The 15,175-nt window shown below is 62.3% G+C and carries 12 protein-coding genes and 1 tRNA gene; 7 read left to right on the top strand and 6 right to left on the bottom strand.

What is annotated here, in order from left to right; all coding sequences use genetic code 11:
• Positions 1–4: 4 nt before the first annotated feature.
• From EK416_RS16125 to EK416_RS16145, 5 genes are all read right to left on the bottom strand, one after another.
• Positions 5–1,321: an efflux RND transporter periplasmic adaptor subunit gene (locus EK416_RS16125; protein ID WP_127079288.1), complete on the bottom strand. Its 1,317-nt coding sequence runs from the start codon at positions 1,319–1,321 to the stop codon at positions 5–7.
• 132 nt (positions 1,322–1,453) lie between these two features.
• Positions 1,454–1,813 carry a hypothetical protein gene (locus EK416_RS16130; RefSeq protein WP_164730066.1) on the bottom strand — a complete coding sequence of 120 codons (360 nt, stop codon included), beginning with the start codon at positions 1,811–1,813 and terminating at the stop codon, positions 1,454–1,456.
• A 427-nt stretch (positions 1,814–2,240) separates the two neighbouring features.
• Positions 2,241–3,218, bottom strand: a complete 978-nt coding sequence (locus tag EK416_RS16135) for an STM4504/CBY_0614 family protein (protein ID WP_245434081.1) — start codon at positions 3,216–3,218, stop codon at positions 2,241–2,243.
• A gap of 113 nt (positions 3,219–3,331) precedes the next feature.
• Positions 3,332–3,408 (bottom strand) — tRNA-Arg (locus EK416_RS16140).
• A 513-nt stretch (positions 3,409–3,921) separates the two neighbouring features.
• Positions 3,922–5,946: an elongation factor G gene (locus EK416_RS16145; RefSeq protein WP_127079292.1), complete on the bottom strand. Its 2,025-nt coding sequence runs from the start codon at positions 5,944–5,946 to the stop codon at positions 3,922–3,924.
• 244 nt (positions 5,947–6,190) lie between these two features.
• Between EK416_RS16145 and EK416_RS16150 the strand changes: the two genes are divergently transcribed.
• The 6 genes from EK416_RS16150 (at position 6,191) to EK416_RS16175 (ending at position 13,514) form a co-directional block, all read left to right on the top strand.
• On the top strand, positions 6,191–6,673 hold the full coding sequence (locus tag EK416_RS16150; protein WP_127079294.1) for a hypothetical protein: 483 nt from the start codon (positions 6,191–6,193) through the stop codon (positions 6,671–6,673).
• A gap of 139 nt (positions 6,674–6,812) precedes the next feature.
• Positions 6,813–8,237 (top strand): dihydrolipoyl dehydrogenase family protein, encoded by a 1,425-nt coding sequence (locus tag EK416_RS16155; protein ID WP_127079296.1) that lies wholly within the window; start codon positions 6,813–6,815, stop codon positions 8,235–8,237.
• Between the two features lie 170 nt (positions 8,238–8,407).
• Complete coding sequence (locus EK416_RS16160) at positions 8,408–9,796, top strand: sensor histidine kinase (RefSeq protein ID WP_127079298.1); 1,389 nt, start codon at positions 8,408–8,410, stop codon at positions 9,794–9,796.
• Positions 9,797–10,171: 375 nt separating this feature from the next.
• Positions 10,172–11,581, top strand: coding sequence for a Do family serine endopeptidase (locus EK416_RS16165; protein ID WP_127079300.1), 1,410 nt, complete (start codon positions 10,172–10,174; stop codon positions 11,579–11,581).
• Positions 11,582–11,665: 84 nt separating this feature from the next.
• Complete coding sequence (locus tag EK416_RS16170) at positions 11,666–12,421, top strand: heme ABC transporter ATP-binding protein (protein ID WP_127079302.1); 756 nt, start codon at positions 11,666–11,668, stop codon at positions 12,419–12,421.
• A 34-nt stretch (positions 12,422–12,455) separates the two neighbouring features.
• Positions 12,456–13,514 (top strand): glycosyltransferase family 4 protein, encoded by a 1,059-nt coding sequence (locus EK416_RS16175; RefSeq protein WP_127079304.1) that lies wholly within the window; start codon positions 12,456–12,458, stop codon positions 13,512–13,514.
• A 113-nt stretch (positions 13,515–13,627) separates the two neighbouring features.
• Here EK416_RS16175 and EK416_RS16180 read toward each other — a convergent pair whose 3' ends face one another.
• Positions 13,628–14,116 carry a hypothetical protein gene (locus EK416_RS16180; RefSeq protein ID WP_127079306.1) on the bottom strand — a complete coding sequence of 163 codons (489 nt, stop codon included), beginning with the start codon at positions 14,114–14,116 and terminating at the stop codon, positions 13,628–13,630.
• A gap of 188 nt (positions 14,117–14,304) precedes the next feature.
• Here EK416_RS16180 and EK416_RS16185 point away from each other — a divergent pair, with 188 nt between their 5' ends.
• Positions 14,305–15,015 carry a phosphatidylserine decarboxylase gene (locus EK416_RS16185; protein ID WP_127079308.1) on the top strand — a complete coding sequence of 237 codons (711 nt, stop codon included), beginning with the start codon at positions 14,305–14,307 and terminating at the stop codon, positions 15,013–15,015.
• Positions 15,016–15,175 lie beyond the last annotated feature (160 nt).

Below are 15,175 nucleotides of genomic sequence, written 5' to 3' on the forward strand. Positions count from 1 at the left end.
TCCCTCAGTGCGCGTGCTCGGCGGAGCCCTTGCCAAGCTCTGCCTTGAGAATGAACGTGTTCGAAACAGCGACGTTTTCGCCGGGCGATACGCCGGAGACAATTTCCGCTGTCTCGCCATCCTGCCTCGCGATGGCGACCTTCCGTTTTTCGAAGCCGTTCGGTGTTCGGACGAAGACCGTGTGCTCGCCTTCTATCCTCTGGATCGCGGCGATGGGCACACTGGTTTCAACGGCGTTTTCATCGATGGCGATTTCGGCCGTAACGAAGGTTCCGGGGCGCCAGATCAGATTCGGATTGTCGACCAGCGCTATGGCTCTTGCGGCCCGCGTATCGGCCGCAATGACAGGGCTGACGAAGATCACGCGCCCGGGCGCCGTTTCCTTCGAGGACGCTGCCCTGATCAGCAGGGTGTGCCCCTCCCTGACACGATCGAGATCGGCGGCGGGAAGGGTAATATCCACCCACACCTTCGACAGGTCGGCGATAACGTAAAGCTCCGACTCCTGCCCCTCGCGGCCCACTGGCGCGCCGAGGTCGACGCGACGCTCCACGACGCGGCCCGCGATCGGCGAGCGGATTTCGTGGCGGCGCAGCGCCTTGCCGACCGCGTCCACGCTTGCGCCCCCCTCCTTCGCCTCGACGGCCGACGCCGCCTGCTTCGAAAGGGCGTCGATGTCGCGCGCATCGATTCCGAGGGCGAGAAGCTTCTGGCGGCCGAGGTCGGTTCGCACGCGCGCCTCGGAATAAGCGGAGCGCGTCCTGAGATATTGCTGTTCGGGCGTGATCTGCTTCTGCCACAGGGCGCGGTCGCGCTCGTAAAGCGTCTTCTGCAACGCGAAGGACACGAGCGCCGAGATGTATTCGCTGCGGGCCTCGGCCACCTCGCGGCTTTCCAGCGCCGCGATGACCTCGCCCTTCTCAACGGTGTCGCCAAGCTTCTTCCGGAGATCCGAAACGATGCCCACGACATTGGCGGGGATGCGCGCGATGCGATCCTGATCCATGGCGATCACGCCCGGCATCACGAGCCGTTGGACGATGCGTCCCTTGGATACCGGAGCGACGGCAATACCCGCTGCGTCGATCTGATCTTTGGAAAGACGCACGCCTTCGCTTTCGCCTGCGTGGTCTTCCTCGCCGCTGTGGTCGCCGTCATGCTTGCCGCTCGCGTGGTCTTTGTCTGCGGCGGTGTTCTTTGTGGCAGTTGCGTCGACCGGCCGGTGCGCGTCTCCGACATGCGCGAACGACATGAAAGAAGCAAAACCCAACGCGGTAACGGCCAGCGCTATGCCGCTGAAGAGCAGAATTCGTCCGGTCATGATCGATACGTTCGGGGCGTGCCCGCCTTCATAGCTCTCTGATTTGGAAATAGCCGCGTCGCGCGAAGCGTATCGGGCGGCGGCGTCAGGGCCGTGCCAGGCAGCGTTCGGCGCGTCGGGCGCTATCGCAGATCAGACGCGGGGCGGAGGATCGGACGTCGGAACCGATGAGGGCAGAAAAGGCGCATCCACCGCAGCCGCGTAGGCGGTCGCAGACAAAAGCAGGGCAAGCCCGCCTATCGGCGCAAGGCGGACGAGCATGGGAGAATGGCAGGCGCAGGCCGCAACGCTGTGCTGCAAGGCTCCATCATCGGTGCGGTCGGGGACGCTCACGGTTTCACCGGTCACGCCTTCAAACGCGGAAACAGGACCGTGAGCGACGGCATGGGAGGCGAATGCGAAGAGCAGCACCGCGATGCAGGCAAAGCGATGGGCGGCGCGAATGATCGCGCTGGCCGCCTTCATGATCGCTTCAGCTTTAGCCGGTGACATCCCTGCGACTTTCGATTGCAGTCGTTATAGAGATAAACCGGGGCGGTGAATGCAACCCTAAAGCGATGACATGATTAAGCTCGCCGAAGCGCTGTACTAAGTGGGGCGCCAATTCACCGCCGCTAATCGACATCGGCAGCAGCTCATCGTTGCGCGCGATGATTTAGGCAGGCTGCTGAAAAACCCAGCTGCTGACATGGCTAAGTAACGTAATACGGAATTAGAAATTTACTGCACAGAAAGCCCCTCCTTCTATGCAGTGATGCGCGATTAGCCATCGCGCCGAGGCATAGCAAACCGTTCCTCGATAATCAAACGGGCGCAGTAGCGGGGCTGAGTATCCTCTCGGCCTGACGCTGCATTCAAACGCCCTGTGCCTCGCGGTGCAGGGCGTTTATTGTGAATGAATCCGCATTGTATAGCTTCGTCATTTCGTCGAGTGGTGGGCCTCGACCATAAACAGGATCGTTGTTGCAGTAAGATTCAACGCGTATCTTGCCAGGTATTCTGGAACGACAAGCGGAGAGGCCCCCTGCCCGTGACCGCCGTTCTTATTCCGCAGCGTGGGAATGCCGCTTTCCAACAGCGAGCGGACAGATGAGAATTGCGACTCAAAATATTGCGGGAACAATCCCTCTTTAATGCATATCGCTATCAGGTTTTTTGCGGTGTCACCGGCTTTTGTCGTCCATCCGCGCAACTCGCAGATCGTTTTCATCGTACTTTCGAATGCCTTTAACGAATCTACGAGACATTCCTTATATCGACCGTGCCGATAATGTTCGTGTGCTGACAAGAACTCGTCGTTCGTTCCTGCGAATTTTTTATCGCGCAGAACCGCTAAAGTAGGCTTGACAGCCTCGGCATGCACAAAATCCGAATCAATGCGAATGATCTGATTAGACTCAAACTGATAGCCAATGCCATGCTCCTTAAAGCGCTCATTCAGCTCAGAAACTGCGTCATTCGGCGAAATATTTCTGTCCGTTCTATCAAGATAGCGCGTATTTTTTGCGATAACACTAAATATAAATTTGAAACATAGCTCAACGACATCTAGGGCGCGTTCATTATTTTTTTCTTCTAAAAAGAAGTTAAATATAGAATCTTGATTTGATTTAGGATATTTGGTTAGCTCAAATACGCCGTACTCACGACAGAGAGTTTTATTTACGAACTTGTAAGCATCTGCCGCGTGGCTTGAGTCGTAATGATCGGTACCAAACGCATCCTCGATAATATGAACGATCTGCACCCGCAGCGCTTGCGGTAGCTCGTCATAGACGTAAACGTCAGGCATTTCGCCCCGAGCGCGCTTCTGACGTTTGGAAAAAAGATCAAAGACACCCATAGCATCTTCCTTATGGCTGCGGATAATCGATAAATTGTCGTCGGGAAATTCCAAGCTCTCGGCACCGCTCTCCACTCACCTAAAGGCTTACGGCAGGCTTATCGCGCAAAACGTGCGCGCCTTAAATCCGCGCTTGCGCTGCGCAACGCATTGTTTTGCTAAGGAAATGGCGCACCGGGGAAGATTCGAACTCCCGACCCCCAGATTCGTAGTCTGGTGCTCTATCCAGCTGAGCTACCGGTGCGGAGCAGTGTCGCGCTTGGCGATCTGCGAAGGCCCATATCTCTAGCGGGTTAAGCGCGGGTGTGCAAGCGTTCCGTCGCGAAATTTCGGACCTTTTTCGACCGCGATTGCTGACGCCCGTTGCGACACCGGAAACGGCGAACCCGCGCCAATCGCGCGGCGCAGCTCTGTCCGTGCAGCTATCGCCTTTTTTTCCGCGCCGCTCGCGGAAAAAGCGAATGCCGAATCTGCCGAAAGCTATTGTCAGCGCATTGAAATGATTGGAAATTAATGGCCGTCCTGGCGTCAGGCGGTGTGTCTCCTCCCCCGACGCAAACGCCGTGCGCTCTACCGCCGTTCTGTGGCTTTGAACTCGATTTCCCCCGCCCCCTTTCAACCTGGTCTGTCGCGCGCAACCGAGTCTGCAACGCGCAGCCGTCGCGCCACCCGGCACAGCGTCATGCCGCAATCGGATGCGGCACAACGCTGCGGTTGAGATCGGCCGTCTGCGTGAAACGATGCCAAGCAGGGTGATCTACACGCTTTTTTGCTGAGAGCGCTCCGCCACGATCTGGTCGGCGACGCGGCCCGAAAGCTCGATGAGATGATCGAACTCGGCCTTGAAATGCCCCGCTCCCGCAGTCGCCGACCGCAATTCGATGATGAGGTCGTGGATTTCGGCTTCCGGAATGTGCGCCTCGATGGTGTCCCAGCCGGTCCAACCCGGCCGCGCATCGAAGCCGAGGATCTGCCCGCGCCGCGCGGATATCATGCCGTTGACCTTCGCCGTGGCTTCGCTCGGCACGGAAATGCTGACGGCGGCGACCGGCTCCAGCAGCACGGGCTGACACTTCGGCATGCCCTCGACCATCGCGAGACGGCCCGCGAGACGGAAAGCCTGATCCGAGGAATCGACTGTATGGTAAGAGCCGTCCTTCAGCGTCACGGCCACGTCCACCACCGGAAAGCCGAGCGGCCCGGTGCCGAGATAATCGCGCACGCCCGCTTCGACCGCCGGGATGTAGTTGCGTGGCACGGCGCCGCCCGTGATCACTTCCGCGAAGGCGAAGCCCTCGCCACGCGGCTGCGGACGAATCTCGACCACGACATCGCCGAACTGTCCATGCCCGCCGCTTTGCTTCTTGTGGCGACCGCGCACCTCGACGCTCTTGCGGATCGTCTCGCGATAGGGGATTTGCCGCCGCCGCGTCTCGGCCTTGACGCCAAAGCGCCGCGCGAGCCTTTCCAGCGCGACGCGAAGATGCATCTCGCCTTGTCCCCAAAGCACCATCTCGCTCGTTTCGCGATCCTGCGCGAGTGAAAGCGTGGGGTCTTCATCGATCAGCTTCGCGAGCGCGGAGGTGAGCTTGATCTCGTCCTTGCGGTCTCCGACGGCGATGGCGAGCGCGTAGACGGGCTTCGGCGGCTGCACCGTTTCTGCCGGCGCAGCAAAGCCCTTGTCGCCCGAAATCGCTTCACCCGTATGAATGCCTTCGAGCTTTCCAAACGCGGCGACTTCTCCCGCTTCCGCCGGGCCACGCTTCTTGATGTCGGGGCCGAACACGGAGAAGACGCCGGAAATGCGTTCCTCGCCGGACGCGCCATAAACCGCGGCGCCATCCGCGAATTGCCCCGCCAATACGCGCGCAAGCGAGAGCTTGCCCGCGTGTGACGTGTGAATCGTCTTCACCACATAGGCTGCCGATTTCGCCGCGCCCAGGCCGAGCCTTTCGGCGGTTTCCGCGACGAACGGGGATTCGTGCCGCAGGGCCTTGAGCAGTCTGCCGATACCGTGACCCGCTTCCGCCGAGCCGAAGAACACAGGGCAAATCTGGCTGCGCTTGAACTCGGTCACGAGGTCCGCGAAGACCTGATCGCGGCTCGGCACAGTGTCGCTCAAAAGCTGTTCCATCAGCGCGTCGTCATAATCGGCGAGCTTCTCAAGCATTGAAAAGCGCTGTTCGGCCTCGAATTGCGCGATGTCGTTCGGAATATCGATCAGTTCGCTGGGGGCGTGCGGGCGATAGACGAATGCGCGTTCGAGCGCCAGATCGACGAATCCGCTCACCGCGCCGCCTTCGGTAATGGGAACCTGCCGGAGCACGAGCGGAAGTCCGCTGGCGGGCTGCAATGTTGTAAGCAATTCGGTGATATTGCCGCCGTTCTTGTCGATCTTGTTGATGAAGAGAAGATGGGGGATCTTCGCGGCTTCGAGAGATTTCAGCACGCTTTGCAGCGCGTAAAGCTTCTTCGGGTCGGCTTCGCAGACGACGACAGCGGTGTCGCAGGCGGGCAGCGCCGCCGTGCCGTCGAACTGGAACTCGATAGAGCCAGGAAAATCGAGCGCCGTGAAGCGGTCGCCCAGATACTCGAAGCTCGCGACGTTCGCTTCCACGCTCATGCCGTGGTTCTTCGCCTCCGGCGTCGTGTCTCCGACATTGTGTGTCGCGCCGGCTCGGGCGAGGATGGCTTCGAAAAGAGAGGTCTTCCCGCTGCCTTGGGGGCCGACGAGTGCGATACAGCGGGGGCTTCTGCCCCCTGCATTTCCATTTCCGCCCATGTGCTTCGTCCTGTGTGGAATTATGCAATTGCGGGCGTGCCGTCAGCACGAGCCGCGACGAAAGTCATGGTCGCCCCGGACCGGGGAAGAAGCAAGCGCCGCGATGGGTCGGCGGCCGGTTCCGCACATGCGCGAATTGACGCCGAAGCCTCTGCATAAGAGCCGCGGCGCGATTGACACGATACCCGGATGATGGTTGCAAGCTTCAGGTGTTGTTGCCGAGTTCCAAGCCGCGAGACTGTCCATGAGTTACGAGTTCGACGCGAGCCTCATTCATCCCGAACCCGCCGCCGAAGCTTTGCCGCCGGACCTTCGCAATGCCGTCGAAAGCGCGAAGCGGATGCCAAGCGCGTTCGCCAATGCGAAGCTTCACGGCGAAAACGAACTGCGGCGGCTCGTGCAATCCTGCAATCGCATTGCCTGGGGAACGGTCCCGCCCGATCTCCGAGCGCCAAGCCGAGAGGAAGCGGATGCGCTCGTCGCCGCGCTCGCGCCCGACGCCCGTGAGAAGCTTCTGGCCGAGGCAAAGCTCGCGGCCGAGCAGCGCCGGTTCGTCGGCATCCTTCATCTCATCGAGACGGAAGTGGCGGCTCAGAAGGCTGCGGAGTCGGCCGACCGCGCCCGCTACGAAGCGGAGCAACGCGAAATCGCGGAATTCGAAGCCTTCGACGCGGCGGGAAAGGCCGCCCGCTTCGAGGCTTGGCGCGCAGCGAGAGCCGGCGCCTGAGAAAAGAGGCGCCCGCTGATTGCTTGCCCAAAGCTTTTAACCAACAACATTACCGTGAGCCCAGCCGGCGCGGCTTGCCAAATCGGGCCGCTCGCGCGAAACAGGACGTGCAGGAATCGCGACGGGGAACGGAACGGCCATGCCTCAGCTTTTGACGCCGGACATCTGCGTGATCGGCGCGGGATCGGGCGGGCTGTCCGCCGCCGCCATCGCCGCTGCCTTCGGTGTCTCCGTGGTACTGATCGAGCGCGGCCCGATGGGTGGCGAATGCCTTAACACGGGCTGCGTGCCCTCGAAGGCGTTGCTCGCAGCGGCGAAGCGAGCGCACCAGATCCGCGACGCCGAGAAATTCGGCATTCGCGCCGGCAATCCCGGCATCGATCACAAAGCCGTCGCGGCGCATGTCGCGGGTGTTGTCGCGGCGATCGCGCCGAACGATTCCGTCGAGCGGTTTAATGGCCTCGGCGTGGATGTCATCAAGGCGAGCGCGCGCTTCGTCTCGCCCGACACCGTCGAGGCGGGAGAGTATCAGATCAAGGCGCGCCGCTTCGTCATAGCCACCGGATCGATCCCCCTCATTCCGCCGATCCCCGTGCTCGACCGCGTACCCTTCTTCACGAACGAGACCATCTTTCAGAATACGCATCGCCTGCCGCAACTCATCATTCTCGGCGGCGGCCCTGCCGGGCTCGAACTGGCGCAGGCTCACAAGCGGCTCGGCAGCGAGGTGACCGTCGTCGAGGCGGGCAAGGCGCTCTCGCGAGACGACGACGAGTTGCGGCAGCATCTGCTCGACCGGCTGCGCGATGAAGGCATCCGCGTGCAGGAAAACGCGCGCGTCGAGAGAATCGAGCCGTTCGGAAACAACATCCGCGTCGTGTTTGCCAATCTAGGCCGGACCTATTCCATTGAGGGCACGCACCTGCTCGTCGCGGTCGGCCGCGCACCCGCCGTCGCCGACCTTAACCTCGAAGCCGCCGGGATTGATTACAGCGAGCGCGGCATTCAGGTCTCAAGCGGGCTTCGCACCTCCAACTCGCGTGTGTACGCCATCGGCGACGTGACAGGCGAAGTCAACCTCACGCACGCCGCAAACTATCACGCGTCCATCGTCATCAAGAACGCGCTTTTCCGGCTTCCGGCGAGGGCCGATCATTCGACCATCCCGTGGGTGACGTTCACCGACCCCGAAGTCGCCCACGTGGGATTGACTGAAGACGCGGCCCGCGCGCGCTACGGCAAGCTTGCCATCCTTCGATGGCCCTATGCCGAGAACGACCGCGCCCAGGCTGAGCGCGAGACGAGCGGCTTTGTGAAGGTCATAGCGTCGCGCGGCGGCAAGATCCTCGGAGCCGGAATTGTCGGCGCGCAGGCTGGCGAACTCATACAGATGTGGAGCCTCGCCATGCAGAAAGGCATATCCCTCAAGGCGATGCAGAGCATCGTGGTGCCTTATCCCACGCTCTCGGAAATGAACAAAAGAGCCGCCCTGAACTATTTTGCACCGACCGCGCAGAACCCCATTCTGCGACGCATCATTGGACTGCTTGCGAAATTCCGCTGATTCGCGTTATTTAGAAGCGTTGGCAACAGGGTTCTTTGACGCGTTTGGACACCCGGGCTTCAAAAGATCGCGAGCACGGCGGAGCGCATTTTGCGCTGGACCGCGAAGAGAAGCGTGCACCCTCGAAAATCGGCTCCATCAGAACGAGCCTTCCGGCAAGGCTCCTGTTCATGACGATCCTGTTCGTGATGGTGGCCGAAGTGCTCATTTTCGTTCCCTCCGTCGCGACCTTCCGAAAGAACTGGCTGATGGAACGCGTCGTTGCCGCGAAGGTGGCAGCGCTCGCGCTTGAGGCGTCGGGCGGCGCGGAACTTCCCGAACGGCTTCGTCAAGAGCTGCTGACGACAGCGGGCGTCCATGCGGTGTCGGTGCGCCGCCCTGAAGTGCGCCGTCTCGTTCTCGGCATGCCCGACGAAAAACCGGTGGCGGAGGTTTTCGATCTTCGCGACAGGAATGTGGTTCAATTGATCCCCGATGCGCTCGCCGCACTGATTGCCCCACCGGGCCGTCTGATCCGCGTCATCGCCGCGCCCGACATCCTGCGCGCTGACGAAGAGATCGACGTCGTCATCGACGAAACGCCGCTCCGGGCGGCGGAGTGGCGTTATGCCCGGAACATCTTCTGGCTTTCGATCATCATCGCGATCATGACCTCGGCGGCCGTCTATCTCGCGCTGTCCAGACTTCTCGTCGCGCCGATGATGCGCATCACGCGCAACATGGTTTCCTATCGCGAAAACCCGGAGGATATGACGCGGATCATAACGCCGAGCGGGCGCGACGACGAAGTTGGCGTTGCCGAGAAGGAACTCGCCAACCTGCAAACGCAGCTCTCCGGGCTCCTGCGCGAAAAGGCGAGGCTGGCGAACGTCGGGTTGGCCGTCTCGAAGATCAATCACGACCTGCGCAACATTCTCGCCAGCGCGCAACTTGTTTCGGATCGCCTCGCCACCGTGCCAGACCCGACCGTGCAGCGCTTTGTGCCGCGCCTGATCCGGGCGCTCGATCGGGCGATCATGCTGTGCACCAACACGATGAAATACGGGCGGGGCGGGGAAACGCCACCGAACCGCACCCGCGTTGCCCTTGCACCTCTCGTCGAAGAGGTCACGGAGAGCCTCGGCGTCGAGGAATTGAAGAGCGTCCGCCTGATCGTCGACGTCTCTCCGAAGATCGAGCTTTATGCCGACCGCGATCAGATTTTCCGCGTGCTCGCCAATCTCGTGCGGAACGCGATGGAAGCCTTGCGAGAAGCCGAGCCCGCTCCCGAAGACCCTTGCGTGAAGATCAGCGCCACCCAGGAGGGCAGGCGCGCGGTCATCAAGGTGAGCGACAACGGGCCGGGGGTGCCAGCCAAGGCGCAGGAAAATCTGTTCAAGGCGTTCCAGAGCGTAGCCAAGGCGGACGGCAACGGCCTCGGCCTCGTGATCAGCGCCGAACTCGTCCGCGCGCATGGCGGCGACATCCGTCTGGAGGACTCGCCCAAAGGGGCGTCCTTCGTGGTGACATTGCCCACGGCGGTCGGGGTAAAAAAGCGCGCATTCGAGAAGGCCGCGTAGAAAAGCGCGACGGCGATATCTTGAGGATGGGCTTACGGGCTCCGGTTGATCACCCGAAGACACCCGCATGGATCGGCTGGACCCGATTCGACGCGTCGAAGCCGATCGTCACCGGTGTCCCTCGTCCCGCGTCCGATTCGTGCACGGCGCTGCCGCTTCGCTTGTGCGCTATCCTCGCGGAAGCGCCAACCTCGCCATGTCTTCCTCTTGCATCGCAAGCTCTGCCGCTCTTTATATTTCGTTGGCGATACCTGGATCAGCCCGCGTTCGATGGAAACATCGGAATGAGGGTAGCTGGCCAAGACGGGTTGGAACTGACGGTGCCTCCAGCGGCGGCTGATCGAGGGTAAATTCACTGCTCCACGGGGTCTTTCCATGCTCTATTCGGCTGCCGTTCGAACGAGTTTCGTGCTTGCCGTCCTTCTGGCACTACCCGCTGCCTCTTTCGCGCAGGCGGTGAAAAAGGCGCCCGAGACGCGCGAGCAGGTCGTTTTCTCCTATGCGCCGGTGGTCAAGGCGGCGGCGCCCGCCGTCGTCAACGTCTACGTCCGCCAGCGCGTGCGCCGCGACAGCGCCTTCAACAATCCGATCTTCGAAGAGTTTTTCGGCCACGGCTTCGGGCGCAGCGAGCGCGCGCAAAATTCGCTCGGTTCCGGGGTGATCGTGACGCCGAACGGCGTGGTTGTCACCAATAACCACGTCGTGCAGGGAGACGCCGGCACGGAAATCAAGATCGCTCTCGCCGACGCCCGCGAGTTCGATGCGAAGGTCTTGCTCAAGGACGAGCGCACCGATCTTGCCGTTTTGCAGATCAAGGGCTCCGACATCGAATTTCCGTATGTCGGCCTCGCCGATGCCGATCAGCTCGAAGTGGGCGACATGGTGCTCGCCATCGGCAATCCTTTCGGCGTCGGGCAGACGGTGACGAGCGGCATCGTCTCGGCGCTGGCGCGCACGCGCGTCGGGATATCGGACTATCAGTTCTTCATCCAGACCGACGCGGCGATCAACCCCGGCAATTCGGGCGGCGCTCTCGTCGACATGCAGGGGCGGCTCGTCGGCATCAACACCGCGATCTTCTCCAAGAGCGGCGGCAGTCAGGGCATCGGCTTCGCGATCCCGTCGAACATGGTCCGGCTTGTTGTCGAGTCCGCGTTGCAGGGCGGTTCCGGTGTGCGGCGGCCATGGCTCGGGGCGAGCATCGCTGAGCTGACGCCGCAGATTGCTGACGCGGTCGGTCTCGACCGCACGACGGGCGTGCTCGTCGCAGCGGTAACGGACGGCGGTCCGGCTGCGAGCGCGGGCATCCGTCCGGGCGACATCGTGCTTGCGGTCGACGGCAAGGATGTCTCCGACGCCAACGCCTTCCAGTATCGTTTCACGACGAAGGGCACCTCGGGCGAAGTGAGCCTCGACGTTTTGCGCACAGGCACGCGCCGCAAGGTTTCCATCCCGCTCATGGTCGCGCCCGAAACGACGCCGCGCGATCTGCGCGACATCAACGGCAACAACCCGTTCGGTGGCGCGAAGGTGGCGAACCTGTCGCCCGCCGTCGCGGAGGAGCTGTCGATCAACGAGACGAGCGGCGTTGTCGTGGTCGAAACGGAAGCCTATTCCATCGCGCGTCGCCTCGGGATCAAGCCGGGCGATATCGTGGCAGAGATCAACGGCGAGAAAATCGAAACCACGCGCGCGCTTGAAAAGATCGTCGGCAAGGGGGCGCGTGTGTGGCGTCTGGGTATCCGGCGCGGCGGCCAGACAATCCGAACCGTGATCGCGGGATAGGACGCCGCTTCCGCGATTGCACGGTCGCGGCCTTTCCGCAAGAATACCATCAGCGCAGGCGACGAACCGGAGGCAACCGACGATATGGCGCTCGCTCTCGAAGACGTAACATTGAAAGCCGGGCGCGCGACGCTCCTGAAAGGTGTGTCGCTCGCTGTGGAGCCGGGCCGTGTGACGGCGGTGCTCGGGCCGAACGGCGCGGGCAAATCCACCGCGCTGTCGGTTCTGGCGGGCGATCTGAAGCCGCAAGGCGGGCGCGTCGTGATTGAGGGGCGCGACATGGCGGCCATGTCCAAGAGCGAGCTGGCGCGGGTTCGCGCGGTCGTCGGCCAGCATGCCGCGATGAGCTTTCCGCTGACGGCTTACGAGGTGGTTGCGCTGGGCGCGCATCCCTTCGCCGGGCCGGAGCGCGACGACATCGTCGAGGAATCGATGGCGGCGATGGACGTGCTGCACCTTGCCGGGCGCGATTACCCCACCCTGTCCGGCGGCGAGCGACAGCGCATCCAGATCGCCCGCGCGCTCGTGCAGCTTCGCCCAGCGGCGAGGGATGGCGCGCGCCGCTATCTGCTGATGGATGAGCCGACCGCGCATCTCGATCTGAAGCACAAGATTCTCGCACTCGAATGCGCGCGCGCTTTCGCGGATGCGGGCGGCGGCGTGCTGTGCATTCTGCACGATCTCGGGCTCGCGCAGGAATTTTCCGACGAGATCGTGTTGCTGAAGGCCGGCGCGGTCTTCTCCGATGGCTCTTCCGGCAACAGGCTGACGGGCGAAACGATCTCGGCGCTGTTCGAAATTCCGGTTTGGCGGTCCAGGTCGCTTCTCGCGTCTCTGTGACGGCACCGCGCGCCCGATCAAAAGGGGGCTTGGCGTGACGCGCTTCATCTTCGCGTTTTCCGGCGACCTCGAAACACCGACCGGCAATTACGCTTACGCGCGCAAGATCCTCCCGCCGCTGAAGGCACGGCTCGGCCTTGAGCCGTTGGCGCTGCCCGCCGGGTTTCCGCTCGCGTCAGGCGATACGATGCGTGAAGCGCTGGCGGTTCTGAGGGCTGCTTCTGGCCCCGACACGGTTCTGTTTCTCGACGGCCTCGTCGGCTCTGCACTTCCGGCCGATGCGCTGGGCGCGATCGCGGGCGCGAAAGTCGCGCTCGTGCATCACCCGCTGGCGCTCGAAGACGGGCTCGACGCGTCGACGAAGGCGCGTTTGCTTCGCAGCGAGGCGGATGCGCTTGCGCTCGCCGATGCCATCATCGTGCCGAGCGAAGGCACCGCGCGCGACCTCGCCCGCATCTTCGACGTTCCGCCCGCAAGGCTTGCCGTCGCGCTGCCCGGCGTGCTCAGAGGGGTTCGCGCCGGGGGATCGGCGCCGCACGATCCGCTGCACATCGTCAGCGCGGGAACGCTCACGCCCCGCAAGGGCCATGCGGTGCTGGTCGATGCTCTGGCGCAAATCGCGGACCTGACGTGGCGCGCGACCATTGCGGGGGCGCTCGATCTTTCGCCCGAAACTGCGGCAGCGGTTCGAGCCAAGATCGCGGCGCATGGACTTGGCGACCGGGTGCGGCTCGCGGGACATGTCGATGAGGCCGCGCTTTCGGCGGTTTATGCCTCCGGCGATATCTTCGCGCTGGCGAGCTTCCATGAGGGCTATGGCATGGTTTTCGCGGAGGCGATGGCACACGGGTTGCCCGTCGTGGCTTCGGGCGACGGCGCGGTTCGCGATACGGTTCCGGGCGAAGCGGGCCTTGTCTGCGCGGCGGGCGATGCGGATGCTATCGCTGCGGCGCTTCGGTCGCTGAGTATCGATGCGGGACTTCGCCGGAGGATGGCCGAGTCTGCCTGGCGTCACGGGCAGACGCTTCCGAGCTGGGACGCTTGCGCTGCGATCATCGCGCGGGTGCTAGAAAAAGTCGCCCACCTCGGTTGAAGGGAACGGAAACGCCGCGAAGTCGACAATCCGCCGCCTCGCGGGATTACCGGGCACATCCCGCGCGCAAGATGGAAACCCGGCTTCAAGCCGGGTTTTTCAAAATTCGCAGCCTATTTCTTTTCAGGCTGTTGCGCGGCGGATTCCTCTTCCTTCGGGGCGTCCTTCACCTGAACGTCGCCCTTGGCGTTGATCGTCACCAGCGCGCCGATGTCGGCGTTCGAGTTGCTGTCATAGCTTGTCACGCGCCACGTGACTTCGTTCTCGGTGCCATCCTCTTCGACCGCGAGAAAGGCATTCGGCAGCTTCTTGTCCGCGATCTGCTTCACGGGAACGGTTTTGAACACCTTCGAGGTGTTGCCGTCCGCGCTGACGGACATGAGTTGCAGCACGAGATGGGCCTGCGTCGTATCGCCCGCCGGTACCGTAAGCACGGTGGCGCGGAACACGCCCGACACGTCGGATTCCGACCACGTGCCGGCCGTTGCGACCTCGGTCACCTCAGGCGGGATCGAAAGCGTAAGTTTTTCCGCGTCTTGTGCCCGCGCGGACGAAAGTGCTAGACAGGCCACAATAATTGTTGCGGCGATTCTGGCGTGCATTGAATTCTCCCAAGGAACAGCGAGGCTGACCCGATCGGTACCGCGGCGCTTTTAACGGGTTGGATATGCGTCGGTTGTGACAATTGCGTGTCAGCGTGCCCAAGACCATCCTGACGACAGTTACATTCTGTGACATCGAAATCAAGAACCGCGATCAGCGGTTTAACACAACTTGCCGGGGGATTATAGTGGCTGGACCTAATGCACTCTCTCAGTTTCAGGCGATCTTTTCGCCTATCCATAAAGATGGTTATAAATTCGTAGGCATCGCGGCGGCGGTCACGCTCGTCGCGTTCTACATCTGGGACACGCTGGGTTTCCTCTGCCTTCTGGTGACGCTCGCGCTCGCCTTCTTCTTCCGCGATCCGAAGCGTGTCGTTCCGGACCGCGAGGGCCTCGTGGTCGCGCCGTCCGACGGCACGGTCATCAGCGTCAACCCGATGCTGCCGCCCGCCGAACTGAACCTCGGCACGGAGCCCATGACGCGGGTGTCGGTGTTCCTCTCGCTTCTCGATGTGCACGTGGCGCGCGCGCCCGTTGCGGGTCGCATTCTGACCGACGTACATACCGACGGCGTCTACAAGAATGCCGCCGCCCCGGAAGCGCCCTCCGAGAACGAGCGCCAGTCCTTTACCATCGAGACGAAGACCGGCACTAAGATCGGCGTCGTGCTCGTGTCGGGCTACGTGGCGCGGCGCATCATCACGAACGTGAAGGTCGGCGACGCGGTCACCGCGGGCGAGCGCATCGGGATCATCCGGTTCGGCAGCCGCACGGATCTTTACCTCCCGGCGGGTACGGTGTTCGTTTCGGAAGGACAGCGCATGATCGCAGGCGAAACCGTGGTTGCGGAACTTGGTTTGACGGAGCCGACGCCGCGCCGCTTCGCGCGCGTGTAGCGGTCCGATTCCGACATTTGCATCCGTGTGCAGCACGCTTGCGAGCAAATGTCGGAATCGAAAGGACCTCTAGCAACATCATGATTCTAGTGGAGCTTTTGAATTTGACATTTGAGCGAGAGCGCGCAGTCACCGGGACTCGAATGTCAAATTCGCTCCG

Origin of the sequence: Rhodomicrobium lacus, assembly GCF_003992725.1 — a bacterium.
Taxonomy (GTDB): domain Bacteria; phylum Pseudomonadota; class Alphaproteobacteria; order Rhizobiales; family Rhodomicrobiaceae; genus Rhodomicrobium; species Rhodomicrobium lacus.

What these genes read in the sequence shown, in the direction of transcription:
- EK416_RS16150 (WP_127079294.1), top strand. Translation starts at nt 6,191, where the DNA reads ATGAGTTACGAGTTCGACGCGAGCCTCATTCATCCCGAACCCGCCGCC.
- EK416_RS16165 (WP_127079300.1), top strand. Translation starts at nt 10,172, where the DNA reads ATGCTCTATTCGGCTGCCGTTCGAACGAGTTTCGTGCTTGCCGTCCTT.
- EK416_RS16160 (WP_127079298.1), top strand. Translation starts at nt 8,408, where the DNA reads ATGACGATCCTGTTCGTGATGGTGGCCGAAGTGCTCATTTTCGTTCCC.
- EK416_RS16145 (WP_127079292.1), bottom strand. Translation starts at nt 5,946, where the DNA reads ATGGGCGGAAATGGAAATGCAGGGGGCAGAAGCCCCCGCTGTATCGCA.
- EK416_RS16180 (WP_127079306.1), bottom strand. Translation starts at nt 14,116, where the DNA reads ATGCACGCCAGAATCGCCGCAACAATTATTGTGGCCTGTCTAGCACTT.
- EK416_RS16130 (WP_164730066.1), bottom strand. Translation starts at nt 1,813, where the DNA reads ATGTCACCGGCTAAAGCTGAAGCGATCATGAAGGCGGCCAGCGCGATC.
- EK416_RS16155 (WP_127079296.1), top strand. Translation starts at nt 6,813, where the DNA reads ATGCCTCAGCTTTTGACGCCGGACATCTGCGTGATCGGCGCGGGATCG.
- EK416_RS16170 (WP_127079302.1), top strand. Translation starts at nt 11,666, where the DNA reads ATGGCGCTCGCTCTCGAAGACGTAACATTGAAAGCCGGGCGCGCGACG.
- EK416_RS16125 (WP_127079288.1), bottom strand. Translation starts at nt 1,321, where the DNA reads ATGACCGGACGAATTCTGCTCTTCAGCGGCATAGCGCTGGCCGTTACC.